This window comes from Streptomyces sp. NPDC102514, from assembly GCF_055584525.1.
Genome location: NZ_JBVJLW010000006.1, coordinates 255,969 through 281,909, shown reverse-complemented (window position 1 = coordinate 281,909; position 25,941 = coordinate 255,969). Strand labels below are relative to the sequence as shown.

General features: G+C 69.9%; 22 protein-coding genes and 1 tRNA gene. 18 read left to right on the top strand and 5 right to left on the bottom strand.

The genetic code is table 11. The annotated features are described in order from the left end of the window. Nucleotides 1-81 precede the first annotated feature (81 nt). The 4 genes from ACZ60E_RS18070 to ACZ60E_RS18055 are packed head-to-tail and all read left to right on the top strand — an operon-like array spanning nt 82 to nt 5,991. Nucleotides 82-1,698: a carboxyl transferase domain-containing protein gene (locus ACZ60E_RS18070; RefSeq protein WP_469441535.1), complete on the top strand. Its 1,617-nt coding sequence runs from the start codon at nt 82-84 to the stop codon at nt 1,696-1,698. Between the two features lie 14 nt (nt 1,699-1,712). Further along, entirely contained in the window at nt 1,713-3,860 is a 2,148-nt protein-coding gene (locus ACZ60E_RS18065; protein WP_469441533.1) for an acetyl/propionyl/methylcrotonyl-CoA carboxylase subunit alpha, read from the top strand. Continuing rightward, nucleotides 3,857-4,819 (top strand): hydroxymethylglutaryl-CoA lyase, encoded by a 963-nt coding sequence (locus tag ACZ60E_RS18060; RefSeq protein WP_469441529.1) that lies wholly within the window; start codon nt 3,857-3,859, stop codon nt 4,817-4,819. Before ACZ60E_RS18065 ends, ACZ60E_RS18060 begins: the two co-directional genes overlap by 4 nt. Nucleotides 4,820-4,830: 11 nt before the next feature. Beyond that, a complete protein-coding gene (locus ACZ60E_RS18055) occupies nt 4,831-5,991 on the top strand; it encodes an acyl-CoA dehydrogenase family protein (RefSeq protein ID WP_384808007.1) in 1,161 nt (386 codons plus the stop codon). 54 nt (nt 5,992-6,045) lie between these two features. Here ACZ60E_RS18055 and ACZ60E_RS18050 read toward each other — a convergent pair whose 3' ends face one another. Both ACZ60E_RS18050 and ACZ60E_RS18045 read right to left on the bottom strand, forming a co-directional pair. Beyond that, entirely contained in the window at nt 6,046-6,663 is a 618-nt protein-coding gene (locus ACZ60E_RS18050) for a Uma2 family endonuclease (RefSeq protein ID WP_469441801.1), read from the bottom strand. 116 nt (nt 6,664-6,779) lie between these two features. Continuing rightward, a complete protein-coding gene (locus ACZ60E_RS18045) occupies nt 6,780-7,283 on the bottom strand; it encodes an ATP-binding protein (RefSeq protein ID WP_469441528.1) in 504 nt (167 codons plus the stop codon). 229 nt (nt 7,284-7,512) lie between these two features. Here ACZ60E_RS18045 and ACZ60E_RS18040 point away from each other — a divergent pair, with 229 nt between their 5' ends. From ACZ60E_RS18040 to ACZ60E_RS18010, 7 genes are all read left to right on the top strand, one after another. Continuing rightward, the gene (locus ACZ60E_RS18040; protein WP_469441525.1) at nt 7,513-8,364 is read left to right on the top strand and encodes a helix-turn-helix domain-containing protein; all 852 of its coding nucleotides are present in this window, start codon (nt 7,513-7,515) and stop codon (nt 8,362-8,364) included. 10 nt (nt 8,365-8,374) lie between these two features. Next, the gene (locus tag ACZ60E_RS18035; protein WP_469441523.1) at nt 8,375-8,569 is read left to right on the top strand and encodes a DUF397 domain-containing protein; all 195 of its coding nucleotides are present in this window, start codon (nt 8,375-8,377) and stop codon (nt 8,567-8,569) included. A gap of 326 nt (nt 8,570-8,895) precedes the next feature. After that, complete coding sequence (locus tag ACZ60E_RS18030) at nt 8,896-9,942, top strand: ABC transporter substrate-binding protein (RefSeq protein ID WP_384807916.1); 1,047 nt, start codon at nt 8,896-8,898, stop codon at nt 9,940-9,942. Between the two features lie 278 nt (nt 9,943-10,220). Then, nucleotides 10,221-11,663 carry a lysine decarboxylase DesA gene (gene desA, locus ACZ60E_RS18025; RefSeq protein WP_469441521.1) on the top strand — a complete coding sequence of 481 codons (1,443 nt, stop codon included), beginning with the start codon at nt 10,221-10,223 and terminating at the stop codon, nt 11,661-11,663. Continuing rightward, entirely contained in the window at nt 11,647-12,930 is a 1,284-nt protein-coding gene (locus tag ACZ60E_RS18020) for a lysine N(6)-hydroxylase/L-ornithine N(5)-oxygenase family protein (protein WP_469441517.1), read from the top strand. The genes desA and ACZ60E_RS18020 overlap by 17 nt, the downstream gene beginning before the upstream one ends. Beyond that, nucleotides 12,927-13,502: a GNAT family N-acetyltransferase gene (locus ACZ60E_RS18015; protein WP_469441514.1), complete on the top strand. Its 576-nt coding sequence runs from the start codon at nt 12,927-12,929 to the stop codon at nt 13,500-13,502. Before ACZ60E_RS18020 ends, ACZ60E_RS18015 begins: the two co-directional genes overlap by 4 nt. Further along, nucleotides 13,499-15,289 (top strand): IucA/IucC family protein, encoded by a 1,791-nt coding sequence (locus tag ACZ60E_RS18010; protein ID WP_469441512.1) that lies wholly within the window; start codon nt 13,499-13,501, stop codon nt 15,287-15,289. The genes ACZ60E_RS18015 and ACZ60E_RS18010 overlap by 4 nt, the downstream gene beginning before the upstream one ends. 87 nt (nt 15,290-15,376) lie before the next feature. On the opposite strand, the gene ACZ60E_RS18005 is transcribed toward ACZ60E_RS18010, so the two are convergent. Next, a complete protein-coding gene (locus tag ACZ60E_RS18005) occupies nt 15,377-16,990 on the bottom strand; it encodes a beta-N-acetylhexosaminidase (RefSeq protein ID WP_469441510.1) in 1,614 nt (537 codons plus the stop codon). A 62-nt stretch (nt 16,991-17,052) separates the two neighbouring features. On the opposite strand from ACZ60E_RS18005, the gene ACZ60E_RS18000 reads away from it, so the two are divergent. The 3 genes from ACZ60E_RS18000 to glmS all read left to right on the top strand — a co-directional run bounded on the left by ACZ60E_RS18000 (nt 17,053) and on the right by glmS (nt 20,133). Beyond that, on the top strand, nt 17,053-17,910 hold the full coding sequence (locus ACZ60E_RS18000) for a DUF4429 domain-containing protein (RefSeq protein ID WP_469441509.1): 858 nt from the start codon (nt 17,053-17,055) through the stop codon (nt 17,908-17,910). 135 nt (nt 17,911-18,045) lie between these two features. Next, nucleotides 18,046-18,303 (top strand): hypothetical protein, encoded by a 258-nt coding sequence (locus ACZ60E_RS17995; protein WP_107016078.1) that lies wholly within the window; start codon nt 18,046-18,048, stop codon nt 18,301-18,303. 12 nt (nt 18,304-18,315) lie between these two features. Continuing rightward, nucleotides 18,316-20,133 carry a glutamine--fructose-6-phosphate transaminase (isomerizing) gene (glmS, locus tag ACZ60E_RS17990; protein WP_385833550.1) on the top strand — a complete coding sequence of 606 codons (1,818 nt, stop codon included), beginning with the start codon at nt 18,316-18,318 and terminating at the stop codon, nt 20,131-20,133. Between the two features lie 459 nt (nt 20,134-20,592). Here the strand turns inward: glmS and ACZ60E_RS17985 are convergent, their stop codons facing one another. Beyond that, a complete protein-coding gene (locus ACZ60E_RS17985; protein ID WP_107016076.1) occupies nt 20,593-21,117 on the bottom strand; it encodes a universal stress protein in 525 nt (174 codons plus the stop codon). A 474-nt stretch (nt 21,118-21,591) separates the two neighbouring features. On the opposite strand from ACZ60E_RS17985, the gene ACZ60E_RS17980 reads away from it, so the two are divergent. The 4 genes from ACZ60E_RS17980 (at nt 21,592) to ACZ60E_RS17965 (ending at nt 24,564) form a co-directional block, all read left to right on the top strand. After that, nucleotides 21,592-22,014, top strand: coding sequence for a hypothetical protein (locus tag ACZ60E_RS17980; RefSeq protein WP_469441504.1), 423 nt, complete (start codon nt 21,592-21,594; stop codon nt 22,012-22,014). A 377-nt stretch (nt 22,015-22,391) separates the two neighbouring features. Next, on the top strand, nt 22,392-23,624 hold the full coding sequence (locus ACZ60E_RS17975; protein ID WP_469441502.1) for a helix-turn-helix domain-containing protein: 1,233 nt from the start codon (nt 22,392-22,394) through the stop codon (nt 23,622-23,624). A 157-nt stretch (nt 23,625-23,781) separates the two neighbouring features. Then, the gene (gene orn / locus ACZ60E_RS17970; RefSeq protein WP_107016073.1) at nt 23,782-24,384 is read left to right on the top strand and encodes an oligoribonuclease; all 603 of its coding nucleotides are present in this window, start codon (nt 23,782-23,784) and stop codon (nt 24,382-24,384) included. Nucleotides 24,385-24,491: 107 nt separating this feature from the next. Beyond that, nucleotides 24,492-24,564 (top strand) — tRNA-His (locus ACZ60E_RS17965). Between the two features lie 87 nt (nt 24,565-24,651). Here the strand turns inward: ACZ60E_RS17965 and ACZ60E_RS17960 are convergent. Then, nucleotides 24,652-25,707, bottom strand: coding sequence for a LacI family DNA-binding transcriptional regulator (locus tag ACZ60E_RS17960; protein WP_469441500.1), 1,056 nt, complete (start codon nt 25,705-25,707; stop codon nt 24,652-24,654). Nucleotides 25,708-25,941 lie beyond the last annotated feature (234 nt).

The following is a 25,941-nucleotide window of genomic DNA, read 5'->3' as shown; positions in this document are numbered from 1 at the left end:
TCTAGACAGGATGGTTAGCGCTCGTTAACCTGAAGGAAACGCGTTAACGCTCATTAACTTGTTGCGTGAGGGGACCGCAGGATGCACGAGGCACCGGAGCTCCACAGCGCGGCCGATCCCGCGTCGGAGGCCTGGCGGAACAACGAGGCGGCACACCACGCCCTCGTCGACGAACTGCGGCGCAAGCTCGCCGCGGCCCGCCTCGGCGGCGGTGAGCGGGCCCGCGCCCGGCACACCGCCCGCGGCAAGCTGCTGCCGCGGGACCGCGTGGACACGCTGCTCGACCCCGGCTCACCGTTCCTGGAGCTGGCCCCGCTGGCGGCGGACGGGCTGTACGAGGGCCAGGCCCCGGCGGCGGGCGTCATCGCCGGCATCGGCCGGGTCGCGGGCCGCGAGTGCGTGGTGGTCGCCAACGACGCCACGGTCAAGGGCGGCACGTACTACCCCATGACGGTGAAGAAGCATCTGCGCGCCCAGGAGGTGGCGCTGGAGAACCGCCTCCCCTGCGTCTACCTCGTGGACTCGGGCGGCGCCTTCCTCCCCATGCAGGACGAGGTCTTCCCCGACCGGGACCACTTCGGCCGGATCTTCTACAACCAGGCCCGGATGTCCGGGGCGGGAATCCCGCAGATCGCGGCGGTCCTCGGCTCGTGCACGGCCGGCGGGGCGTACGTCCCGGCGATGAGCGACGAGGCCGTCATCGTGCGCGGCCAGGGCACGATCTTCCTCGGCGGCCCGCCCCTGGTGAAGGCCGCGACCGGCGAGGTCGTCACGGCGGAGGAGCTGGGCGGCGGCGAGGTCCACTCCCGGATCTCCGGCGTCACCGACCACCTCGCCGAGGACGACGCGCACGCCCTGCAGATCGTCCGCACGATCGTCTCGACGCTCCCCGACCGCGCGCCCCTGCCCTGGTCGGTCACGCAGGGCGCGGAGCCGAAGGTGGACCCCGCCGGGCTGTACGGCGCGGTCCCGGTCGACTCCCGCACCCCCTACGACGTACGCGAGGTCATCGCGCGCGTGGTGGACGGCTCACGCTTCGCGGAGTTCAAGTCGGAGTTCGGCCAGACCCTCGTCACCGGCTTCGCGCATATCCACGGCCACCCGGTCGGCATCGTCGCCAACAACGGCATCCTGTTCTCCGAGTCCGCCCAGAAGGGCGCCCACTTCATCGAACTGTGCGACCAGCGGGGCATCCCGCTGGTCTTCCTGCAGAACATCTCGGGCTTCATGGTGGGCCGCCAGTACGAGGCCGGGGGCATCGCCAAGCACGGCGCCAAGATGGTGACCGCGGTGGCCTGCACGCGCGTACCGAAGCTGACGGTGGTGGTCGGCGGCTCGTACGGCGCGGGCAACTACTCGATGTGCGGCCGGGCGTACTCCCCGCGCTTCCTGTGGATGTGGCCGAACGCCAAGATCTCCGTGATGGGCGGCGAGCAGGCCGCCTCCGTCCTCGCGACCGTCAAGCGCGACCAGTTGGAGGGCCGGGGCGAGTCCTGGCCGGCGGACGAGGAAGAGGCCTTCAAGGCCCCGATCCGCGCCCAGTACGAGACCCAGGGCAGCGCCTACTACGCCACGGCCCGGCTCTGGGACGACGGCGTGATCGACCCGATGGAGACCCGGCAGGTCCTGGGTCTGGCCCTGACCGCCTGTGCGAACGCGCCACTGGGCGACCCCCAGTTCGGCGTCTTCCGGATGTAAGGGAACCCACAACGATGTTCGACACGGTATTGGTGGCCAACCGGGGCGAGATCGCCGTCCGGGTCATCCGGACACTGCGGTCGCTGGGCGTGCGCTCGGTGGCCGTGTACTCCGACGCGGACGCCGACGCCCGGCACGTGCGCGAGGCGGACACGGCGGTACGCATCGGTCCGGCCCCGGCCGCCGAGAGCTACCTCTCTGCGGACCGCCTGCTGGAGGCGGCGGCACGGACGGGGGCGCAGGCGGTACATCCGGGCTACGGCTTCCTCGCGGAGAACGCGGACTTCGCGCGGGCGTGCACGGAAGCGGGCCTGGTCTTCATCGGCCCGTCGTCGGACGCCATCTCCCTGATGGGCGACAAGATCCGCGCCAAGGAGACGGTGCAGGCGGCCGGGGTCCCGGTCGTACCGGGCTCGTCGGGCAGCGGCCTGACGGACGCTCAACTCGCCGCCTCGGCACGGGAGATCGGCACACCGGTCCTCCTGAAGCCCTCGGCGGGCGGCGGCGGCAAGGGCATGCGCCTGGTACGGGACGCGGCCGTGCTCCCGGAGGAGATCGCCGCGGCGCGCCGTGAGGCCCGCGCCTCCTTCGGCGACGACACCCTCCTCGTGGAGCGATGGGTCGACCGCCCCCGGCACATCGAGATCCAGATCCTGGCGGACGGCCACGGGAACGTGGTGCACCTCGGCGAACGCGAATGCTCCCTCCAGCGCCGGCACCAGAAGATCATCGAAGAGGCGCCGAGCGTGTTCCTCGACGAGAAGACACGGGCCGCGATGGGCGAGGCGGCGGTCCAGGCCGCCCGCTCCTGCGGCTACTCGGGCGCGGGCACGGTCGAGTTCATCGTCCCGGGCGACGACCCGGCCTCCTACTACTTCATGGAGATGAACACCCGCCTCCAGGTGGAACACCCGGTGACCGAGCTGATCACGGGCCTGGACCTCGTGGAGTGGCAGCTGCGGGTGGCGGCGGGCGAGCGGCTCGGCTTCGCCCAGGAGGACGTGACGTTCACCGGGCACGCTGTCGAGGCCCGGGTGTGCGCCGAGGACCCGGCGCGGGGTTTCCTGCCGTCCGGCGGCACGATCCTGAGCCTGTACGAGCCCCAGGGCGACGGCGTCCGCACCGACTCAGGCCTGACGGAGGGCACGGAGGTCGGCTCGCTGTACGACCCGATGCTGTCGAAGGTGATCGCGTACGGCCCCGACCGCCCGACGGCCCTGCGCCGCCTGCGCGCGGCCCTGGCGCAGACGGTGACGCTGGGCGTGCAGACGAACGCGGGCTTCCTCCGGAACCTGCTGGCCCATCCGGCGGTGGTGGCGGGGGAACTGGACACCGGGCTGGTGGAACGGGAGGTGGAGGGGCTGGTCTCAGGGGAGGTTCCGCCGGAGGTGTACGTGGCGGGTGGGTTGCTGCGACAGGCGGCTCTCTTCCCCCACCCCGCCCCTTCCCGAAACCAGGGGCTGTGCCCCCGGACCCCTCGTCCTCAAACGCCGGACGGACTGAGTGGCTGGACGGACCCGTTCTCGATCCCGAGCGGCTGGCGCATGGGCGGCGAGGCGGCTTGGACGGTGCACCATGTGCGGGTGCCTGGGCATGACCCGGTGACGGTCCGAGTACGAGGCACGCAGACCGGTACGGAGGTCAGACTGGACGTCGCGGGCGGCGCAGCCGACACCCACTGGGTGTCGGGCGGCGCAGCCGAGTCCCTTCCGGGGTCCGGGGGCCTGCCCCCGGTTTCGGGAAGGGGCGGGGCTGGGGAAGAAGAAAGCGCCTCCACCCTCACCCTCCACCTGGACGGCCAGTCCCACACCTTCCACCACTCCGGCACCTGGCTGGGCCGCGACGGCGACGCGTGGAACGTCATGGACCACGACCCCGTCACCGCCTCCCTCACCGGCACCGCGCACGCCGGCGCGGACTCCCTCACCGCCCCCATGCCCGGCACGGTCACCGTCGTGAAGGTCGCCCTCGGGGACGAAGTGAGCGCCGGTCAGAGCCTGCTGGTCGTGGAGGCGATGAAGATGGAGCACGTCATCTCCGCCCCGCACGCCGGCACCGTCACCGAGCTGGACGTCACCCCGGGCACGACGGTCGCCATGGACCAGGTCCTGGCCGTGATTGCGCCGCAGGAACCGACGGCATCGCAGGAGGAGCAGGCATGACGACCCCCGAACCAGGCCTGCCCATGGCCGTACCGGCCGCCGAGGGCCTCCCCGCCAGGGTCCGTATCCACGAGGTCGGCGCCCGCGACGGCCTGCAGAACGAGAAGGCGACCGTCCCGACGGAGACGAAGGCGGAGTTCATCCACCGCCTCGCCGCCGCGGGCCTCACCACGATCGAGGCGACGAGCTTCGTCCACCCCAAGTGGGTCCCTCAACTCGCCGACGCGGAGCAGCTGTTCCCGCTCGTGAGGGAACTGGGCGCCCCCGACGGCACAGTGGCCCTCCCCGTCCTCGTACCGAACGAACGCGGTCTGGACCGCGCACTGAACCTCGGCGCGACCCGGATCGCCGTGTTCGCCAGCGCCACGGAGTCCTTCGCCAAGGCCAACCTCAACCGGACCGTCGACGAGGCCCTGGCGATGTTCGAGCCGGTGGTCGCACGGGCCAGGGCGCAGGACGCCCACGTACGCGGCTACCTCTCCATGTGCTTCGGCGACCCGTGGGAGGGCCCGGTCCCGCTCCCCCAGGTCGTACGGGTCTGCCGGGCGCTGCTCGACATGGGCTGCGACGAGTTGAGCCTGGGCGACACGATCGGTGTGGCGACGCCCGGACACGTACGGGCTCTCCTCACCGCGCTCAACGCCGAGGGGGTCCCCACTCCCTCCCTCGGCGTGCACTTCCACGACACGTACGGCCAGGCCCTCGCCAACACCCTGGCCGCGCTCCAGCACGGCGTGACGACGGTGGACGCGTCCGCGGGCGGCCTCGGCGGCTGCCCGTACGCGAAGAGCGCCACCGGCAACCTCGCCACCGAAGACCTCGTATGGATGCTGACGGGCCTCGGCATCGACACCGGGGTCGATCTCGGACTCCTCACCGCCACCAGCGTGTGGATGGCCGAACAACTGGGCCGACCCAGCCCGTCCCGCACCGTCCGCGCCCTCTCCCACCAGGAGTGACCACCATGCCTCTGGACCACCGCCTCTCCCCCGAACTCGACGAACTGCGCCGTACGGTCGCGGAGTTCGCCCGCGACGTCGTGGCGCCGAAGATCGGCGACTTCTACGAGCGGCACGAGTTCCCGTACGAGATCGTCCGTGAGATGGGCCGCATGGGCCTGTTCGGACTGCCGTTCCCGGAGGAGCACGGCGGCATGGGCGGCGACTACCTGGCCTTGGGCATCGTCCTCGAAGAACTCGCCCGCGTGGACTCCTCGGTGGCGATCACCCTGGAAGCAGGCGTCTCACTCGGCGCGATGCCGATCCACCTCTTCGGGACCCCGGAGCAGAAGGCGGAGTGGCTGCCGCGCCTGTGCTCGGGCGAGTTGCTCGGCGCGTTCGGCCTCACCGAGCCGGACGGCGGCTCGGACGCGGGCGCGACGCGTACGACGGCCCGCCTGGACGAGGCGACGAACGAATGGGTGATCAACGGCTCCAAATGCTTCATCACCAACTCGGGAACGGACATCACGGGCCTGGTGACGGTCACGGCGGTGACGGGGCGCAAGCCCGACGGGGGGCCGCTGATCTCGTCGATCATCGTCCCGTCCGGCACGCCCGGCTTCACGGTGGCCGCCCCCTACTCCAAGGTCGGCTGGAACGCCTCGGACACCCGCGAACTGTCCTTCGCGGACGTCCGCGTCCCGGCCGCGAACCTGCTCGGCGCCGAGGGCCGCGGTTACGCGCAGTTCCTCCGCATCCTGGACGAGGGCCGCATCGCGATCGCGGCCCTGGCGACGGGCCTGGCCCAGGGCTGCGTGGACGAGTCGGTGAAGTACGCCAAGGAACGGCACGCCTTCGGCCGCCCGATCGGCGCGAACCAGGCGATCCAGTTCAAGATCGCGGACATGGAGATGCGGGCCCACACGGCCCGCCTGGCCTGGCGCGACGCGGCGTCCCGCCTGGTGGCGGGCGAACCGTTCAAGAAGGAGGCGGCCCTGGCGAAACTCCACTCCTCCACGATCGCCGTGGACAACGCCCGCGACGCCACCCAGATCCACGGCGGCTACGGCTTCATGAACGAGTACCCGGTGGCCCGCATGTGGCGAGACTCCAAGATCCTGGAAATCGGCGAGGGCACGAGCGAGGTCCAACGCATGCTGATCGCAAGGGAGTTGGGTTTGACGGGCTGACCCGCCCCATCCGGGCCGCGTGAAACTCCCACGCGGCCCGCCGGCACCCGGCCTTCACGCGCCCCGCGCGCCCTCCGCGTTCCCGTCGGCCACGCGGACGGAGAACCCGGCCGTGTCCAGCTCGAAGTCGAACGGAGGCGGCACCTGCAGCGACTCCCCGAAGGGAACGGTGTGCCGGGACCGGTACCCCTTCGGCGACGGGTCCCAGAAGGCGGTGACCTCCTGCACCTGCATGTCGAGCACCAGGTACACGGGCACGACCCGACCGTACGTGTCCAGCTTGTCGAGCCAGTCGGCGTCCTTGGAGGAGTCGGAGGTCAGCTCCGCGGCGAGGGACAGAGCGGCACCGTCAGCAGGACGACCGGCTTCGTCGAAGGCCGCCTCGTCGGCGACGTGCAGGTCGGGACCGAAGCCGCGCTCCGAGCCGGGGAAGGTGAAAAGGAACGGCGCCACGTCGACGTCGTGCCCCTCCGGCGCATGGGGCTGCAACTGCAGCCGCAGCGACTTCATCACCTTCTTGTAGCGCAGCTTCGACCACGGCGACACGATGATCTTCCCCCGGATGAGTTCGGCCTTGTAGCCGTCAGGGGTGTCCAGCTCCTCGACGATCCGGAGCATGTCCTCGAAGGCTCCAGCGGCAGAAGCATCTACACCGGTCGTGCGCTCGGTCATGGTGGTCACCACGGTCCTCCACTGATTACAGAGCGTGTCGCGCTTCCACGATAGCGTGGGGCCCTCCTGGCCGCCCATCGCTTGATCACCGGCCGTCCTCCGTCGCCAGGCAGCCTTCACGCACCGCTGTCGGCGCGGTCGGCCGCCGACTCCACCAGCTCGCACCACAGCAGCTTCCCGCTCGCCCCGAAGAGATCGTCCCCGAGCCGGTAGCCGCCCCACGCGTCCGCGTAATGGCATACGAGGAACAGCCCGCGCCCACCCTCGGCCTCCACCGGCGCGGATACGGGGCGCAGAGGCCCCGAACGCCTGTCGAACGGAGGTGGGATATGCGGGTCGGCGTCCCAGACGCCCACCCGCAGTCTGCCTCCGGCCAGCCCTCGCAGACGGAGAGCGGCGGGGCCGAAGGAGTGGCGGTACGCGTTGGTGACGAGCTCGGACGCCAACAGCTCGGCCGTCTCGGTGAGTTGAGCCAGCCCGTGCCCGGCGAGCACGGCCCGGAGGGTGACGCGGGCGACGCGGGCGGCACGGGGGTCGTGCGGCAACTGGAGGGCGTACGTCCATGTCGGCCCGGCTTCGCACTCCGGCGGGGACGACGGCGATGGGGATACGGTGACCATGAACGCCTCCTGCGGTGGGGGAACTTGGTTCGCTGCCCCGACCGGGCGGTGGCGGTGACGCGTACAGCTGCGTACGCGGTGCACTTCCGGCTTACCGGCGGGGAGGGGTTGAGCGGTTCGGGTCTCACCGTAGCGGCAGCCGTAGAATGGTTTCTACGCAATCTGCGGATACATCCGACGCTCCACTCGTGTGGGTGACCGCACGGAAGGTAGAGCGAGGAGCGGAAACATGCCCCCACGGCAGACACCCACGGCACGCCAGCTGCGTTTGGGCCTTGAACTGCGCAAGCTACGCGAGCAGGCGGGACTGACCGCCCGCGAGGCCGGCGAGATGATCAGCGCGAACCAGGCACGCATCAGCAACATCGAGACCGGCCGGTTCGGCCTCAGCGAACAGCGCATCCGCACACTCGCCCACAACTACGCCTGTACCAACGAGCCCTTGGTCGACGCCCTCGTGGCCATGGCGGCATACCGCGAACGCGGCTGGTGGGAGGAGTACAGGGACACACTGCCGTCGCGCTTCCTCGATGTCGCGGAGATGGAGCACCACGCGCGGGCCCTGCGCATGGCCCAGGTCATCAACATCCCGGGCCTGCTCCAGACCCCCGAGCACGCCCGCACCCTCTTCCGTCTGGCGGTTCCGGCGCTCCACCCGCACGAGATCGAGTACCGCGTCTCCCACCGCATCAAGCGTCAGGGCATCCTGTACCGCGAACAGCCCCCGCAGTACACGGCGATCATCCACGAAGCGGCCCTGCGCATGCGCTTCGGCGGTCACGTTGTCGCCCGACCGCAGCTGGAGCACCTGTGCAAGGTGAGCGAACAGCCGCACATCACGCTGCGAGTCATCCCTTTCGACGGCACCGTGTTCCCCACCGTCGGCCACGGCCTGGACTACGCCTACGGGCCGGTCCCCGCACTCGACACGGCGCAGCTCGATGCCGCACACGGCAGTGAACTCATTGACGCAGTAGCGCAGTTGACGAAGTACCGGCTCATCCTGGACCGCATGGAGGAAGCCGCCCTGGAGCCCGACGCCTCCCGCGACCTGATCCACCACATCACCCAAGAAACCTGAAGGCCGAGCCGTGACAGAGACCGACCTCACCTGGCAGAAGTCCACCCTCAGCGAGGAGGCCTCCTCCTGCGTCTACGTCGCCACCCCCGCCGCCGGAACGATCCTCCTCCGGGAGAGCGACGACCCGGAAACCATCCTCACCACCGGCCCGCGCCAGCTCTCGCAGCTGATATCCACCTTGCGCACGTCACACGGAATTCACTGAGATCGGTCTGGGTGACCCCCGGACGCGCGCACTCTGGAGGAACTTGATGGCCACGCACACCAGTCGCTTCCCCGGCAGCGGGACCCTGATCGAGGAGACCCGCAGGGCAACGGCAGGTAGCAGCACGGCGAGGAAACCCGGCTTTCTTCGCCTCACGGGCCGGTAGTCGCGCGGACGGTCGCACAGCCCGTTCACAGCCGCCCCGACCCGCCGCCCCGGGCGTTTCGGCAGGTGGGAGGCTTCTTCTGGACACGAGCTGAGGTTAGGCTAACCTACCTTCGCATCTGTCCGGCGGGCCATCCGCCCTGTTCGAAAGCAGCCACGACATGTCCAACGCCCGTGCCACCCACCTCACCCGACGCGGCATCCTCGCCGCCGGCGGGGCCGTCGGCCTCGGTGCCGTTCTGGCCGCCTGCGGTGACGACGACCCGAAAAGCGGTGGCTCGGCGGACAAGTCGAAGGCCGCCGCGTCCGGCCCCTGGACGTTCAAGGACGACCGCGACGAGACCGTGAAGCTCGACAAGGTCCCGGCGAACATCGTCGCGTTCACCGGTGTCGCCGCCGCCCTCTTCGACTACGGCATCGAGGTCAAGGGCGTCTTCGGCCCGACCAAGACCAAGAACGGCAAGGCCGACGTCCAGGCCGGCGACATGGACGTCAGCAAGGTGACGGTCCTCGGCAACGTGTACGGCCAGTTCAACGTGGAGAAGTACGCCACGCTCGCCCCGGACGTGCTGATCTCCACGATGTTCGACGACGCCGGCACCCTCTGGTACGTCCCGGCCGAGTCCGCCGACAAGATCTCCAAGCTCGCCCCGAGCGTCGCCGTCTCCGTGTACGACCGTCAGCTTCCCGAGCCGCTGGAGCGCATGCTCGCGCTCGCCGAGTCGCTGGGCGCGGACGTGAAGGCCGCGAAGACCGTCGAGGCGAAGAAGAACTTCGAGGCGGCGGCCGAGCGTCTGCGCGCCGCCGCCAAGGCCCGCCCGGAGATCAAGGTCCTCGCCGGTTCCGCCAGCCAGGACATCTTCTACGTGTCCGGCTCGAACCTCTCCATCGACCTGGAGTACTTCAAGGCCCTCGGTGTGAACCTCGTCGAGCCGCCGGCCAAGGTCCTGAAGGCCAGCGGCGGTTGGTTCGAGAACCTGAGCTGGGAGAACGTCGACAAGTACCCGGCCGACATCATCATCATGGACGACCGCACCGCGACCATCCAGCCCGCCGACATCACCGAGGCGACCTGGAAGAAGCTGCCCGCCGTCAAGGCCGGCCAGGTCATCGGCCGCACCCCCGAGCCGATCCTCTCCTACGCGAAGTGCACCCCCATGCTCAACAACCTCGCCGAGGCCATCGAAAAGGCCAAGAAGGTCGCCTAGCCCGGAGCAGGGGCGTAGCCCCTCCAGGGGCGCGGGGAACTGCGCAGTCCTTTCGCCTTTAGGGGCGCGGGGAACTGCGCGACCCGCCCCCACCGGCCCGCAGGCAGAGGACCGCCCCCGCCACCCCCTCCCACGGTCAGTGGCGAGGCGCGTGTCACAGGAGTGACGAGAGGGACCCGCCGCACAGGAACTTAGGTTAGGCTAACCTAAGTTAAGCGCCGCCCCCCACGGCCCCGTCATGCGCCCGTCCCTCTCCCGCCCCTCCGGAGGACTCCCCCATGCGCTCGCACCTGCTCAATGACACGACCGCGGATCGGTACCGCCGTTCCGTGACCGAAGGAATAGAGCGGGTGGCGGCCAAACTCGCCACCACCGACCGTCCGTTCACGGGTGTCACGGTCGACACCCTCGCCCCCCGCATCGACCGGATCGACCTCGACAAGCCGCTGCACGACACCACCGCGGTGCTCGACGAGCTGGAGGACGTCTACCTCCGGGACGCGATCTACTTCCACCACCCCCGCTACCTCGCCCACCTCAACTGCCCGGTGGTCATCCCCGCGGTGGTGGGCGAAGCGGTCCTGTCCGCCGTCAACTCCTCCCTGGACACCTGGGACCAGTCGGCCGGCGGCACCCTCATCGAGCGCAGGCTCATCGACTGGACCAACGAGCGCATCGGGTTCGGCTGCTCCGCCGACGGCGTGTTCACCTCCGGCGGCTCGCAGTCCAACCTCCAGGCGCTGCTGCTCGCCCGCGAGGAAGCGAAGACCGACTCGTACGCCAAACTGCGGATCTTCGCCTCCGAGGCGAGCCACTTCAGCGTCAAGAAGTCGGCGAAACTCCTCGGGCTCGGCGCGGACTCCGTGGTCACCGTGCCCACCGGCAACGACAAGCGCATGCAGACCGTGGCGCTCGCCCACGAGCTGGAGCGCTGCAGGCGGGACGGCCTGGTCCCGATGGCCGTCGTCGCCACCGCCGGCACCACCGACTTCGGCTCCATCGACCCGCTGCCCGAGATCGCCGAGCTGTGCGAGCAGTTCGGCGCCTGGCTGCACGTGGATGCCGCGTACGGCTGCGGACTGCTCACCTCGCTGAAGAACCGGCACCGCATCGACGGCATCGAGCGCGCCGACTCGGTCACCGTGGACTACCACAAGTCCTTCTTCCAGCCGGTGAGTTCGTCCGCCGTGCTCGTCCGCGACGCGGCCACCCTGCGCCACGCGACCTACCACGCGGAGTACCTCAACCCGCAGCGCATGGTGCAGGAGCGCATCCCGAACCAGGTCGACAAGTCCCTCCAGACCACCCGCCGGTTCGACGCCCTCAAACTGTGGATGACGCTGCGCGTGATGGGCGCCGACGGCATCGGCCAGCTCTTCGACGAGGTCTGCGACCTGGCCGAACAGGGCTGGCGACTGCTGGCCGCCGACCCGCGCTACGACGTCGTGGTCGCCCCCTCGCTCTCCACCCTCGTCTTCCGCTACATCCCGGCCGCCGTCACCGACCCCGCCGAGATCGACCGCGCCAACCTGTACGCCCGCAAGGCGCTGTTCGCCTCCGGCGACGCGGTGGTCGCGGGGACGAAGGTCGGCGGCCGTCACTTCCTGAAGTTCACCCTGCTCAACCCCGAGACCACGACGGACGACATCTCCGCCGTACTCGACCTGATCGCCGGCCACGCCGAGCAGTACCTGGGAGACTCCCTTGACCGCGCTTCCTGAATCCGCCGTGCGCACGCACGATTTCATCGGCATCGGGCTGGGCCCCTTCAACCTCGGTCTCGCCTGCCTCACCGAGCCGATCGACGAACTCGACGGTGTCTTCCTGGAGTCCAAGCCGGACTTCGAGTGGCACTCCGGGATGTTCCTGGAGGGCGCGCACCTCCAGACGCCGTTCATGTCGGACCTGGTCACCCTGGCCGACCCGACGTCCCCGTACTCCTTCCTCAACTACCTCAAAGAGTCGGGCCGTCTGTACTCGTTCTACATACGCGAGAACTTCTATCCGCTGCGCGTCGAGTACGACGACTACTGCCGCTGGGCCGCCTCGAAACTCTCCTGCGTCCGTTTCAGCACGACGGTCGCGGAGGTGACGTACGAGGACGCGCACGAGGTGTACGTGGTGCGGACCACCGCCGGTGACGAGTACCGCGCCCGGCATCTCGTCCTCGGCACCGGCACTCCCCCGTACGTCCCGGAGGCCTGCGCGGACCTCGGCGGGGACTTCATCCACAACTCCCGCTACCGGCAGCACAAGCGGGAGCTGCAGGCCAAGAAGTCGATCACGCTGGTCGGCAGCGGGCAGTCCGCCGCCGAGATCTACCACGACCTGCTGAGCGAGATCGACGTCCACGGCTATCGGTTGAACTGGGTCACGCGCTCCCCGCGGTTCTTCCCGCTGGAGTACACGAAGCTCACGCTGGAGATGACCTCCCCGGAGTACATCGACTACTTCCACGCGCTGCCCGAGCGGACCCGCTACCGCCTCCAGTCGGAGCAGAAGGGCCTGTTCAAGGGCATCGACGGGGAGCTGATCGACTCGATCTTCGACCTGCTCTACCAGAAGAACCTCGGCGGCCCGGTCCCCACCCGCCTGCTCACCAACTCGGCGCTGAGAACGGCGGGTCACGAGAACGGCACGTACACCCTGGGGCTGCGCCAGGAGGAGCAGGAGACGGACTACGAGCTGCAGTCCGAGGGTCTGATCCTGGCGACCGGCTACAAGTACGTGGAGCCGGAGTTCCTCAAGCCCGTGCGTGACCGGATCCGCTACGACGAGCACGGCAACCACGACGTGGCGCGCAACTACGCCATCGACACGACGGGCCGCGGCATCTTCCTGCAGAACGCCGGCGTCCACACCCACTCGGTGACGTCACCGGACCTCGGCATGGGCGCGTACCGCAACGCGTACATCATCCGGGAACTGCTCGGCACCGAGTACTACCCGGTGGAGAAGTCCATCGCGTTCCAGGAGTTCGCCGTATGAGCGCCCCGGGAACGGGCGACGGCGTGGGCGCCCTCACCATCCGCCCCCTCGACCCCCTCAAGGACGCGGAGCTGCTGCACTCCTGGGTGACCGACCCCAAGGCGGCGTTCTGGATGATGCAGGACGCGAAACTCCAGGACGTCGAGCGCGAGTACATGGCCATCGCGGCCGGCGAGCACCACCACGCGTACCTCGGTCTGCACGACGGCCGGCCCGCGTTCCTGATGGAGAAGTACGACCCCCGGTACATCGAACTCGTCGGGCTGTACGAGCCCGAACCGGGTGACGTCGGCATGCACTTCCTGGTCGCCCCCACCGACCGGCCCGTGCACGGCTTCACCCGGGCCGTCATCACCGCCGTGATGGACGAGCTGTTCGCCGCCCCCCGCACCCGCCGGGTCGTCGTCGAGCCCGATGTCACCAACAAGGCGGTCCACGCGCTCAACGAGACCGTCGGTTTCGTCCCGGAGCGCGAGATCGAGAAGCCGGAGAAACGCGCGCTGCTGTCCTTCTGCACGCGCGAACAGTTCCTGAACCGGCGCAGTCCGGCCAGCCGAGGAGTTTCCCTGTGACCCTGTCCGACGCCGTGGCGCATCTGTCCCCCCACCGCTGGGCCCGGGCCAATCGCCTCCTCATCCGCAAGGCCCTCGCCGAGTTCGCCCACGAGCGCCTGATCACCCCCGAGCCCCTTGACGAGGGTGGCACCGGCAAAAAAGCCGAGTACGCCGTCCGCAGCGACGACGGTCTGACCCGCTACCGCTTCACCGCCACCCGCCGCGCCCTAGACCACTGGCAGGTCGACGCCGAGTCGATCACCCGCAGCCGTGACGGCGGTGAACTCCCGCTCGCCGCACTGGACTTCTTCATCGAGCTGAAAAAATCACTCGGCCTGAGCGACGAGGTGCTGCCGGTCTACCTGGAGGAGATCTCCTCCACCCTCTCCGGCACCTGCTACAAGCTCACCAAGCCGCAGCTCACCTCCCCCGAGCTGGCGAAGAGCGGCTTCCAGGAGATCGAGACGGGGATGACCGAGGGTCACCCCTGCTTCGTCGCCAACAACGGCCGGCTCGGCTTCGGCATCCACGAGTACCTGTCGTACGCGCCCGAGACCGCGAGCCCCGTACGGCTGGTCTGGCTGGCCGCGCACCGTTCGCGGGCCGCGTTCACGGCGGGCGTGGGCATCGAGTACGAGTCCTTCCTCCAGGGCGAGCTGGGCAAGGAGACCGTGGACCGCTTCCACGGCACGCTCCGCGACCAGGGCCTCGACCCGGCCGACTACCTGTTCATCCCGGTCCACCCCTGGCAGTGGTGGAACAAACTGACGGTCACCTTCGCCGCCGAGATCGCCCGGCAGCACCTGGTGTGCCTGGGCGAGGGCGACGACGAGTACCTGGCCCAGCAGTCGATCCGGACGTTCTTCAACAGGAGCGAGCCCGGGAAGCACTATGTGAAGACCGCCCTGTCGGTCATCAACATGGGCTTCATGCGCGGCCTGTCCGCCGCCTACATGGAGGCGACCCCGGCCATCAACGACTGGCTGGCCCAACTCATCGACAACGACCCGGTGCTGCGGTCGACCGGCCTGTCGATCATCCGCGAACGCGCGGCCGTCGGCTACCGGCACCTGGAGTACGAGGCCGCCACCGACCGCTACTCCCCGTACCGGAAAATGCTCGCCGCCCTGTGGCGCGAGAGCCCGGTCCCCACGCTCGGGGACAGCGAGTCCCTGGCCACCATGGCCTCGCTCGTCCACGTGGACCACGACGGCTCCTCGATCGCCGCAGCGCTGATCGAGCGCTCGGGCCGCACCCCGGTGGAGTGGCTGCGCCGCTACCTCCGCGCCTACCTCACCCCGCTGCTGCACAGTTTCTACGCGTACGACCTGGTGTTCATGCCGCACGGCGAGAACGTCATCCTCGTCCTCAAGGACGGGGTGGTCGAGCGGGCGATCTACAAGGACATCGCCGAGGAGATCGCCGTCATGGACCCGGACGCGGTGCTCCCGCCGACGGTCGAGCGGCTGCGCGTCGACGTCCCCGAGGACAAGAAACTCCTGTCGATCTTCACCGACGTCTTCGACTGCTTCTTCCGCTTCCTGGCGGCGAACCTCGCGGCCGAGGGCGTCATCGAGGAGGACGACTTCTGGCGGACGGTCGCCGACTGCGTACGCGACTACCAGGCGTCCGCGCCCGAACTCGCGGACAAGTTCCGGCAGTACGACCTGTTCGCGCCCGAGTTCGCACTGTCCTGCCTCAACCGGCTGCAACTGCGGAACAACGAGCAGATGGTCGACCTGTCCGACCCGGCCGGGGCCCTCCAGCTCGTCGGCACCCTGAAGAACCCCATAGCCGGGCTGTAGAACCCGTTCCGCAGCCCCCACAGCAGGCGGGCGCCCCCATGTACGGTCCCAGGGGCGCCCGCCGTCGTACTCGGTCCTGATCAGTAACTACTGTGCGGGCCAGGGCACTTGCGGCGACCGGTAGTAGTCGATGCCCAGCGCGTCCCAGCGGGGCGCCTGCGCGGCGAGCCGCACCTTGTAGGTGTCCCAGTCGTGCGTCGAGTCGGGCGACCAGCCCAGCTCGGCCACACCCGGCAGCCGCGGGAACGCCATGTACTCGATGTGCGACGAGGTCGAGAGCGTCTCGGTCCACAGCGGCGCCTCGACCCCCCGCACGGCCGAACCGGTCACGCCCGGCAGGTAGTCGCCCGGGTCCCAGTCGTACGACCGCCGCACCTCCACCAGCCCGGCCCAGTCCTGCCCGAGGGGCGTGTCGGCGGTGTACTTCATGTCCAGATACACGCGGTCGGCGGGCGAGAGGACGACCCCGGTGCCGTTCCTGGCCGCCGCCGCGACCTGCTCCTTCTCGGCGGCGCTCGTGTCGTCGAGACCCCAGTACTGGGCCAGCGCGCCCTTCGCCGGACTCGCGCCGGTCAGCTGGTGCCAGCCCATCACGCTCTTCCCGTACTTGGCGACGATCGGCTGGACCTTCTCCATGAAGGCCACATAGTCCTCGTGGCTGGTGGAGTGCGCCTCGTCACCGCCGATGTGGAGGTACTTGCCCGGGGTGAGCGCGGCCAGTTCGCGGATGACATCGTCCACGAAGTCGTACGTCACCGGCTTGTCGACGCACAGCGAACTGAAGCCGACCTCGGTGCCGGTGTAGAGCGGCGGGGCGACACCGTCGCAGTTCAGCTCCGCGTACGAGGCGAGCGCCGCGTTGGTGTGACCGGGCATGTCGATCTCGGGCACGACCTGCAGATGCCGCGAGGAGGCGTACCGCACGAGGTCCTTGTACTGGGCCTTCGTGTAGTGGCCGCCGGGCCCACCGCCACCGACCTGCGTGGAGCCGCCGTACGTGGCGAGGCGCGGCCAGGAGTCGATGGCGATGCGCCAGCCCTGGTCGTCGCTGAGGTGCAGATGCAGCGTGTTGATCTTGTAGAGCGCGAGCTGGTCGATATAGCGCTTGACCTGGTCCACGGTGAAGAAGTGCCGGGAGACGTCGAGCATCGCGCCGCGGTAGCCGTAGCGGGGGGTGTCCGTGATGGTGCCGCCGGCGACGGCCCACGGCCCCGGCTGCGCGGAGTCCTTCTCGATCGCCGCGGGCAGCAGCTGCCGCAGGGTCTGCACACCGTGGAACAGCCCGGCGGGCGCGCGGGCGGTGATCGTGACAGCACCCTTCCCGCTGGTCAGCCGGTACCCCTCGGCGCCGAGGCCGCCGGTGCCCTTGTCGCTGATCCTGAGCCGGATGCCGTCGCCGCCCGGGTCGCCGGTGACGGGAAGCCGGTAACCGGTCGACGGCCGCAGCACACCGGCGAGATACGCGCCGACGTCCTGGACCCCCTTCGACCGGTCCACACGGATACGCGTACCGCTCGTGATCCGGTACGGGGAGCCGCCCGGGTCGACCGAGGCGGGTGCCGGGACGACCCGGCTCAGCGGAGTGACGGTGCGGTCGACTGTGCGGTCGGGCGCGGACGGTGCCGCGCCGACCACGGAGATACCGGCGGCTGCCACGAGCAGCAGCGTACCGAGCAGACGGGGCGTTCTGTGCTGTCTCACATGCGCTCCCTTCGAATGGGTATAGACCACTCTCCCGCAGAGCCGGTGAAACAATCCCCCTCATGGCGGAAATCATCCAACGGGACGGTACGTGGACCTTCGACGGCGACGCCCTTCGGCTGGTGCCGGGCCGCGACAAGAACGCGGGCGTGCTGCGCAAGTCCCTGGGTGAACTGGCGGTCCCGCTGGGCGCGTTGGCGGGGATCTCGTTCGAACAGGGCAAGAAGTCCGGCCGGCTCAGGCTGCGGCTGCGGGACGGCGCGGACCCGCTGCTGCACGCGACCGGAGGCAGACTCACGGAGGCCTCCGACCCCTACCAGCTGACCGTCGAGTCGGACCGCTACGGCGTCGCCGAGTACTTCGTGGACGAGATACGCAACGCGCTGCTGCTGGACGAGGTGCCGAGCGGCGCCGTCGACCGCTATCTGCTGCCGGGTCCCGCCGTGCCCCTGTCGGTCTCCGCCGGGGACGGCACCGCGAGCTTCGACGGGGAGCAGGTGCGGCTGGAGTGGAACTGGAAGACCGAGGAGGCGAAGTCGGCCGCGGGCGCGCGAACGCTCGCGCTGGCGGACATCCAGGGGGTGGAGTGGCAGCCGTCGGTGGGCCTGGAGAACGGGCATCTGCGCTTCACCGTCCGAGGCGCACCGACGAAGGCGCCGCCGAAGTACGACCCCAACGCGGTCGAACTGTGGGGCTTCAAGAAGGACCCCCTGATGGCGCTGGTCGCGGCGGCGGTCCAGGCCCGCCTCCCCCACCCGTCGGCTCCGCCGCCCGCTCCCGCGAAGCACCTCACGCCCCCGGAGGTCGACCACGACGCACTCCTGCGCCGCCTCCGAGAACTCGGCGACCTACGCACGGCGGGCGTCCTGACGGAGGAGGAGTTCACCCTGGCGAAGCGAGCGATCCTACGGGGGAGGTAGGGCGGGTGCGGCCCGGTGGGGGCGGGCCGCGCAGTTCCCCACCGACCCGCAGGCTCACACAGCGTTTCGACAGCCCCTTGCCCGAAATCGGGCAGGATCCTTGCGATTACCCGCGCTTTACCCCAGGATCAACGGGTGCACGACGACCTTGTTGATCACCTGACGCGTTCCTCACCCCTCAGCCGGGGCGAGGCACTGCGGGTGATCCAGGACGTGCTCGCCTACTTCGACGAGACGACGGAGGACTACGTCCGTCGCCGCCACCGGGAGCTCCAGGCGCAGGGCCTGGTCAACTCGGCGATCTTCGAACGGATCACGGCGGACCTCGAATACCGCGCGGTCGCACCGCCGGAGCTCACGCTCCGGCAGGTGCGCCGCATCGTCTACGGCTAGGAACTTCTCTGTATGTGCGGAATCGTGGGATACATCGGCAGGCGTGACGTGGCGCCGCTCCTCCTGGAGGGTCTGCAGCGCCTGGAGTACCGCGGCTACGACTCGGCCGGTCTCGTCGTGACGTCACCGAAGACGGCCGGTCTGAAGATGGTCAAGGCCAAGGGCCGCGTACGTGACCTGGAGGCCCGCGTCCCCAAGCGCTTCGCCGGCACCACGGGCATCGCCCACACCCGCTGGGCCACCCACGGCGCCCCCTCCGACGAGAACGCGCACCCGCACATGTCGGCCGACAACAAGGTCGCGGTCGTCCACAACGGCATCATCGACAACGCCTCCGACCTGCGCAAGAAGCTGGAGGCGGAGGGCGTCGAGTTCCTCTCGGAGACCGACACCGAGGTCCTCACGCACCTCATCGCCCGCTCGCAGGCCGAGAAGCTGGAGGACAAGGTCCGCGAGACCCTCCGGCTGATCGAGGGCACGTACGGCATCGCCGTGATGCACGCCGACCACGCGGACCGCATCGTGGTCGCCCGCAACGGCTCCCCGGTCGTCCTCGGCATCGGCGAGAAGGAGATGTTCGTCGCTTCGGACATCGCCGCGCTGGTCACCCACACCCGCCAGATCGTCACGCTCGACGACGGCGAGATGGCCACGCTGAAGGCCGACGACTTCCGTACGTACACCACCGAGGGCACCCGTACGACGGCCGAGCCGACCACCGTCGAGTGGGAGGCCGCCTCCTACGACATGGGCGGCCACGACACGTACATGCACAAGGAGATCCACGAGCAGGCCGAGGCCGTGGACCGGGTGCTGCGCGGCCGGATCGACGACCGGTTCTCGACCGTGCACCTGGGCGGGCTGAACCTGGACGCCCGCGAGGCGCGCAAGATCCGCCGCGTGAAGATCCTGGGCTGCGGCACCTCGTACCACGCGGGCATGATCGGCGCCCAGATGATAGAGGAGCTGGCCCGTATCCCCGCGGACGCCGAGCCCGCCTCGGAGTTCCGCTACCGCAACGCCGTCGTCGACCCCGACACGCTGTACGTGGCGGTGTCCCAGTCCGGTGAGACGTATGACGTACTGGCCGCCGTGCAGGAGCTGAAGCGCAAGGGCGCCCGGGTCCTCGGCATCGTGAACGTGGTCGGTTCCGCCATCGCCCGCGAGGCCGACGGCGGCATGTACGTGCACGCCGGGCCCGAGGTCTGCGTGGTCTCCACCAAGTGCTTCACGAACACCACGGTCGCCTTCGCGCTGCTCGCCCTGCACCTCGGCCGCACCCGTGACCTGTCGGTCTCCGACGGCAAGCGGATCATCGAGGGCCTGCGCAAGCTGCCCGGCCAGATCACGGAGATCCTCGACCAGGAGGACGAGATCAAGAAGCTGGCCGAGCAGTACGCCGAGGCCCGCTCGATGCTCTTCATCGGTCGTGTACGCGGCTATCCGGTGGCCCGTGAGGCCTCGCTGAAGCTGAAGGAGGTCTCGTACATCCACGCCGAGGCCTACCCCGCCTCGGAGTTGAAGCACGGCCCGCTCGCGCTGATCGAGCCCGCACTGCCGACGGTCGCGATCGTCCCCAACGACGACCTGCTGGAGAAGAACCGCGCGGCCCTTGAGGAGATCAAGGCTCGCAGCGGCAAGATCCTCGCCGTCGCCCACGACGTCCAGGAGAAGGCCGACCAGACGATCGTCGTCCCGAAGAACGAGGACGAACTGGACCCCATCCTGATGGGCATCCCCCTCCAACTCCTCGCCTACCACACGGCTTTGGCCCTGGGCCGAGACATCGACAAGCCGAGGAACCTGGCAAAGTCGGTAACGGTCGAGTAGCCCCGCAAGGGCACCCCTGAGGGGCGCGGGGAACGGCGCAATCTTTTATCTTTAAGGGGCGCGGGGAACGGCGCAGTCTTTCGTCTTCGGGGGCGCAGCCCCTTAGGGGCGCGGGGAACTGCGCGACCGGCCCCCACCGGCCCGCAGAGACAACGCACCGCAAAAGAACGGACCCCCACGTGTCGCCACCAGACACGCGGGGGTCCGTTCACGCGCCGGGGCCGCCCAAAACCCCGGCTGGCTGCCCACCACCGGTAACCGTCACGCTCCGGCCGGCAGCACGTACACGCTCACCGGTGCCGCACAACGGCGGCAAACCTGCTGCCTATATGCCCTTCACAAGCACACAAACACATCTACGCATGAGTAGTTTTGCCGTGCCACGAAAGGGAGTTACCGCGCCCCGGGACGCATATCACCTGGGACGGAGCCGAGTTGAGGACCGAGCCGCGGGCCGGGTTACGGAATGACGACCACGGGCCGCTGCGCCCGCTTGGCGAGCCGCCCCGCGACCGACCCGAAGATGCGCCCGACGATCCCGTGGGTCGACCCCACCACGATCGCGTCGGCCTCGTACTCCCGCCCCACCTCTTCGAGTTCGTGGCAGATGTCGCCACCGCGCTCGACGAGGATCCACGGAACCTCGGCCAGATACTCCGCGCAGGCCAGCTCAAGACCGAGCACCTCGGTGCGGTGGTCCGGCACGTCGACGAAGACGGGGGGCTCGCAGCCGGCCCACACCGTGGTGGGCAGCCGGTTCGCGACGTGCACGATGATCAGGCCCGATCCGGAGCGGCAGGCCATGCCGATCGCGTACGCGAGGGCGCGCTCGCTGGATGTCGAGCCGTCGAAGCCCACGACGACGCCATGCTTGAAGGCTGGGTCGCAGGACTGGCGTGTCTCTTCCGCCGCCAAGGGCTCGGCCGCCGTGTGATCGGCGACGGGGCGCTTGCGGTCCGCGGGTTCGAATTCGTGACCGGCCATGGGTGTCTCGGCGTTCGGATCCTCTTGGGTGGGCCGACAGGAGCTGCGGAGCTGTGTCCGGGAATCATCTTCCCAACCCCATACCCCCAAGGGTACGGCGGCACGCCTCCTCTGCCCAGATCCCGCTCTCGCCGCGGGAGGGTTCCAGGGAGCATGCCCGAGAGCATGCCCGTAACGCAATGGTTGCTGCCCCGTACAGCCGTTTTACACAGCACTCCCTCAGCCGGCCCTCCCCCGGGGCAAGGGACGCAGCCCCGCCCGTCAGGGGCGCGGGGAACTGCGCGACGAGCCCCCACGGACCCGCACCCGACCCTCCGCCCCAGGGGGCGCAGCCCCTCAAGGGGCGCGGGGGACTACGCGACCGGCCCCCACCGGACCCGCACCCGACGGGACGCACCCCGCGGCGGAGCCGAGGCATCCCGGGGAACCCTGGGAAAACCCCCGTGACCGCCCGCTCGAACAAGCGTTGAACCCATGTACCCCACGTCCCCCAGGGAGGAGCCCACCGTGCCCGGCCACCACACGACCGCCCCCCACCCTCCCGCCGGCGAAGGCAGGGGCACCGCGCAGGACACCGCCACGGACGTGGTCCGCTGGGCGGCCTTCAGCTGCGTCCTGGTTCCGGTCGTCCTCGTCGGGTACGGGACCTCACTGGCGGGCACGGCCGGCACGGCCCTCGGTCTCGCCGCGGTGACGGGCGCCTGCCGGGTACTGCTGCGCCGGTCCGAGCGCGGCGCGGCGCAACCGCACGCGGCGGAGCGGACCCCGCATCATGTGCTGCACGGCGGGGCAGACGACGGTGACCGCCACGACATCCGTCAAGGTGTCCGTCAGGGCGTCCCTCACGGCGACCGCCACGGAGGCCGGCACGCCGGTGGAAATACGCCGGTTGACTGACCGGTTTGTGCGCACGCGCCCGCTGCTTTTCAGCCAACTTCCATGCCCTGCGTACCCCTTGGCCGAACCACCCCCCAACCCCCGTTCGACCTGCACCGAAAGGGTCCCGTAGGGTGCCCGCACCCTACGGGGACCGGCCACGGGGACGAGGCGCACTTCCCTGTGCGGCCCACGAGTGCAACGCTTCGTGATCGAATGCTTCACGCCAAGTTGCCATGTCGACAATCTGCCGAGTGCTGAACTGGCCACCTCGGCACCTGACGACACAGTAGATTCGATCTTGACGTCTTACGGCGGGGGACTCGTGCAGGACCGAGGGGAAACGTGCAGGAGCGACACAACCGAGGAGCCGCGACCACCGAGGGGGGCTTAGCAGGATGAGCCACGACTCCACTGCCGCGCCGGAAGCCGCGGCCCGGAAACTTTCCGGGCGACGCCGCAAGGAGATCGTCGCGGTGCTGCTGTTCAGCGGCGGCCCCATCTTCGAGAGTTCCATACCGCTGTCGGTGTTCGGCATCGACCGCCAGGACGCCGGCGTGCCGCGGTATCGACTACTCGTGTGCGCCGGTGAGGAAGGCCCACTGCGGACGACAGGTGGCCTGGAACTCACCGCGCCCAACGGGCTGGAGGCGATCTCCCGGGCGGGCACCGTTGTCGTGCCCGCCTGGCGGTCGATCACCTCACCGCCACCGGAGGAGGCGCTCGACGCACTGCGCCGGGCACATGAGGAGGGCGCCCGCATAGTCGGGCTGTGCACCGGCGCCTTCGTGCTCGCCGCGGCCGGACTGCTGGACGGCCGTCCCGCGACCACACACTGGATGTACGCACCGACGCTGGCCAAGCGCTATCCGTCGGTGCATGTCGATCCCCGCGAGCTGTTCGTGGACGACGGCGACGTGCTGACGTCGGCGGGCACCGCGGCGGGGATCGACCTGTGTCTGCACATAGTGCGGACGGACCACGGGAACGAGGCGGCCGGGGCACTGGCCCGCCGTCTGGTGGTCCCGCCCCGGCGCAGTGGCGGCCAGGAGCGCTATCTCGATCGATCTTTACCGGAGGAGATCGGCGCCGACCCCCTCGCGGAGGTCGTCGCCTGGGCACTGGAGCACCTCCACGAGCAGTTCGACGTGGAGACGCTGGCGGCACGCGCGTACATGAGCAGGCGTACGTTCGACCGCCGGTTCCGCTCGCTCACCGGGAGCGCTCCCCTGCAGTGGCTGATCACGCAGCGGGTGCTCCAGGCGCAGCGGCTCCTGGAGACGTCCGACTACTCGGTGGACGAGGTCGCGGGCCGCTGCGGCTTCCGTTCGCCGGTGGCGCTGCGCGGGCACTTCCGCCGCCAGCTCGGCTCCTCCCCGGCGGCGTACCGCGCCGCGTACCGGGCACGCCGCCCGCAGGGTGAGAAGAAGAGCGACCCGGACGGTCCGCCGCCACCGGCGCCGCCGGTGCTCCAGCAGGAGCCACCCGTGCCGTTCCAGACCCGTCGCACGGCAGCCGCCCACGCGGTCGGCGCGACCGCCTCGTCCCTCTCCACGGACGCGGGCCGCCCGGGCGCGGAGCTGTACGCGGCCGGACGGCACAGCCTGCCGGGCCAGCGGAGCGCGCCCTAGCTCCCCGCGGTGACGTCGTACGCCGGCCCCGGACCCTTCACGGTCCGGGGCCGGCGCCGTTCGTGTACCCCGGCCCGGGCGTTCCGCCGTCCCGCCGGTCACGACTGCCGAGGTCCCGGGCCTGCCGGGGCGGGTGAGCGGGCCGTAGGGTGAGCCCATGAACGATCGCATGGTGTGGATCGACTGCGAGATGACCGGTCTCTCGCTGTCGGAGGACGCGCTCATCGAGGTGGCCGCGCTGGTGACCGACTCGGAGCTCAACGTGCTCGGCGAGGGGGTGGACATCGTGATCCGTCCGCCGGACGCCGCGCTGGAGACGATGCCGGAGGTGGTGCGCACGATGCACACGTCCTCCGGTCTCCTCGACGAGCTGGCCGCGGGCACGACCCTGGCCGCCGCGGAGGAGGAGGTCCTCTCCTACATCCGTGAGCACGTCAAGGAACCGGGCAAGGCCCCGCTGTGCGGGAACTCGGTGGGCACGGACCGCGGCTTCCTGCTGAGGGACATGGCGACCCTGGAGGCGTACCTCCACTACCGGATCGTGGACGTGTCCTCCGTGAAGGAACTGGCCCGCCGCTGGTATCCCCGGGCGTACTTCAACAGTCCCGACAAGAACGGCAACCACCGGGCGCTGGCCGACATCCGCGAGTCGATCGCCGAGCTGCGCTACTACCGCGAGGCGATCTTCGTCCCGCAGCCCGGACCGGACTCGGACACGGCCCGTTCCATCGCCGCGAAGCACGTCCTGCCCGCGCAGTAGCCCCCGCCGTAAAGGCGGGAGCGAGCACCCCTTCGGACCCTGTACACTTTTTCTCGGCCGGTCGGTGAACCACTTCAGGTGAACCAAGCGCAGGATCGCCGGTCATGGTGGGTGTAGCTCAGCTGGTAGAGCACCTGGTTGTGGTCCAGGATGCCGCGGGTTCAAGTCCCGTCACTCACCCTGATGATCAGAGGGCCGGGCCGCGAAAGCGGTCCGGCCCTCTGGCGTTTCCCCCACGAGGGGTCACGGCCCTCCCCCTGCGCGGGGTCACGACGAATGCCGTGCCACCAGCTCCGTGGGAAGCACCAGCTGCCGTCGTTCCAGGCCCCGGGAGACCGCCGGGCGGCGGTCCGCGATCTCGTCCATCAGCAGGGCGAGCATCGCGCGGCCCATGTCCTCGATCGGCTGGCGCACACTCGTCAGGGGCGGGTCCATGTGGCGGGCGATCGCCGAGTCGTCGTAGCCGACGAGGGCGACGTCGTCGGGTATGCGGCGCCCCACCTCGCGCAGGACCTGCCGGGCGCCGGCCGCCATCACGTCCGACCCGGCGAAGACCGCGTCCAGCGTGGGGCAGACGGCGAGCAGTTCCGTCATCGCGCGACGGCCGCCCTCCTCGGTGAAGTCCCCCGGCACGATGAGGCGTTCGTCGACCTCGTGGCCCGCGTCGCGCAGCGCGGCGCGGTAGCCGTCGACGCGGCGCTGGGCACCGAACACGTCGAGGCGTCCGGCCAGGTGGGCTATGGTGCGGCGGCCCTGGGCGATGAGGTGCTCGACGGCGAACCGGCCGCCGCCGAAGTTGTCCGAGTCCACGGACGGCAGCGTCTCGTCCGCCGACCTGCGACCGCTGATCACGGCCGGGATCTCCAGCTGGGCCAGCAGGTCGGGCAGCGGGTCGTCCGCGTGGACCGAGACCAGCAGGACCCCGTCCACCCGGTGCGCCGCCAGGTACTGGGCCAGCCGGGCCCGCTCCCGGTCGCTGCCCGCGAAGATCAGCAGCAGCTGCATCTCGGTGTCGGAGAGGGCCGCGCCCACGCCCCGCAGCATGTCGGAGAAGTACGGCTCGGCGAAGAAGCGGGTCTCGGGCTCGGGGACGACCAGGGCGATCGCGTCGGTGCGGTTGGCGGCGAGGGCCCGGGCCGCGGTGTTCGGCACGTACCCCAGTTCCGCGACCGCCGCCTCCACGGCCGCCCGGGTGGCGTCGCTGACCCGCGGGGAGCCGTTGATCACACGGGAGACCGTGCCGCGGCCCACCCCGGCCCGCGCGGCGACCTCTTCGAGCGTCGGCCTCCCGCCGCTCCGGCTCCGCGCTCCGTGGACTGCCATGGTCCGCCTCCCGTCCGACACGGTTGACACCGCGCTTGGCCTGGAATGTAACAGCCGTGATCGGGGCCGGGCCCGCGGAGACGGTGCCTCCACTTTCCTGACGCCCTCCCCCGGCGTCCCCGGGGCCACTCCGAAGCCGATCCGGAGCCTTCCCGAGGCCGTCCCGCAACCGTCGGAGACCTACCCTCCGGGTCTCCCCTCGGGTCTCCGCCGGCGTTAGTTAACAGCCCGATA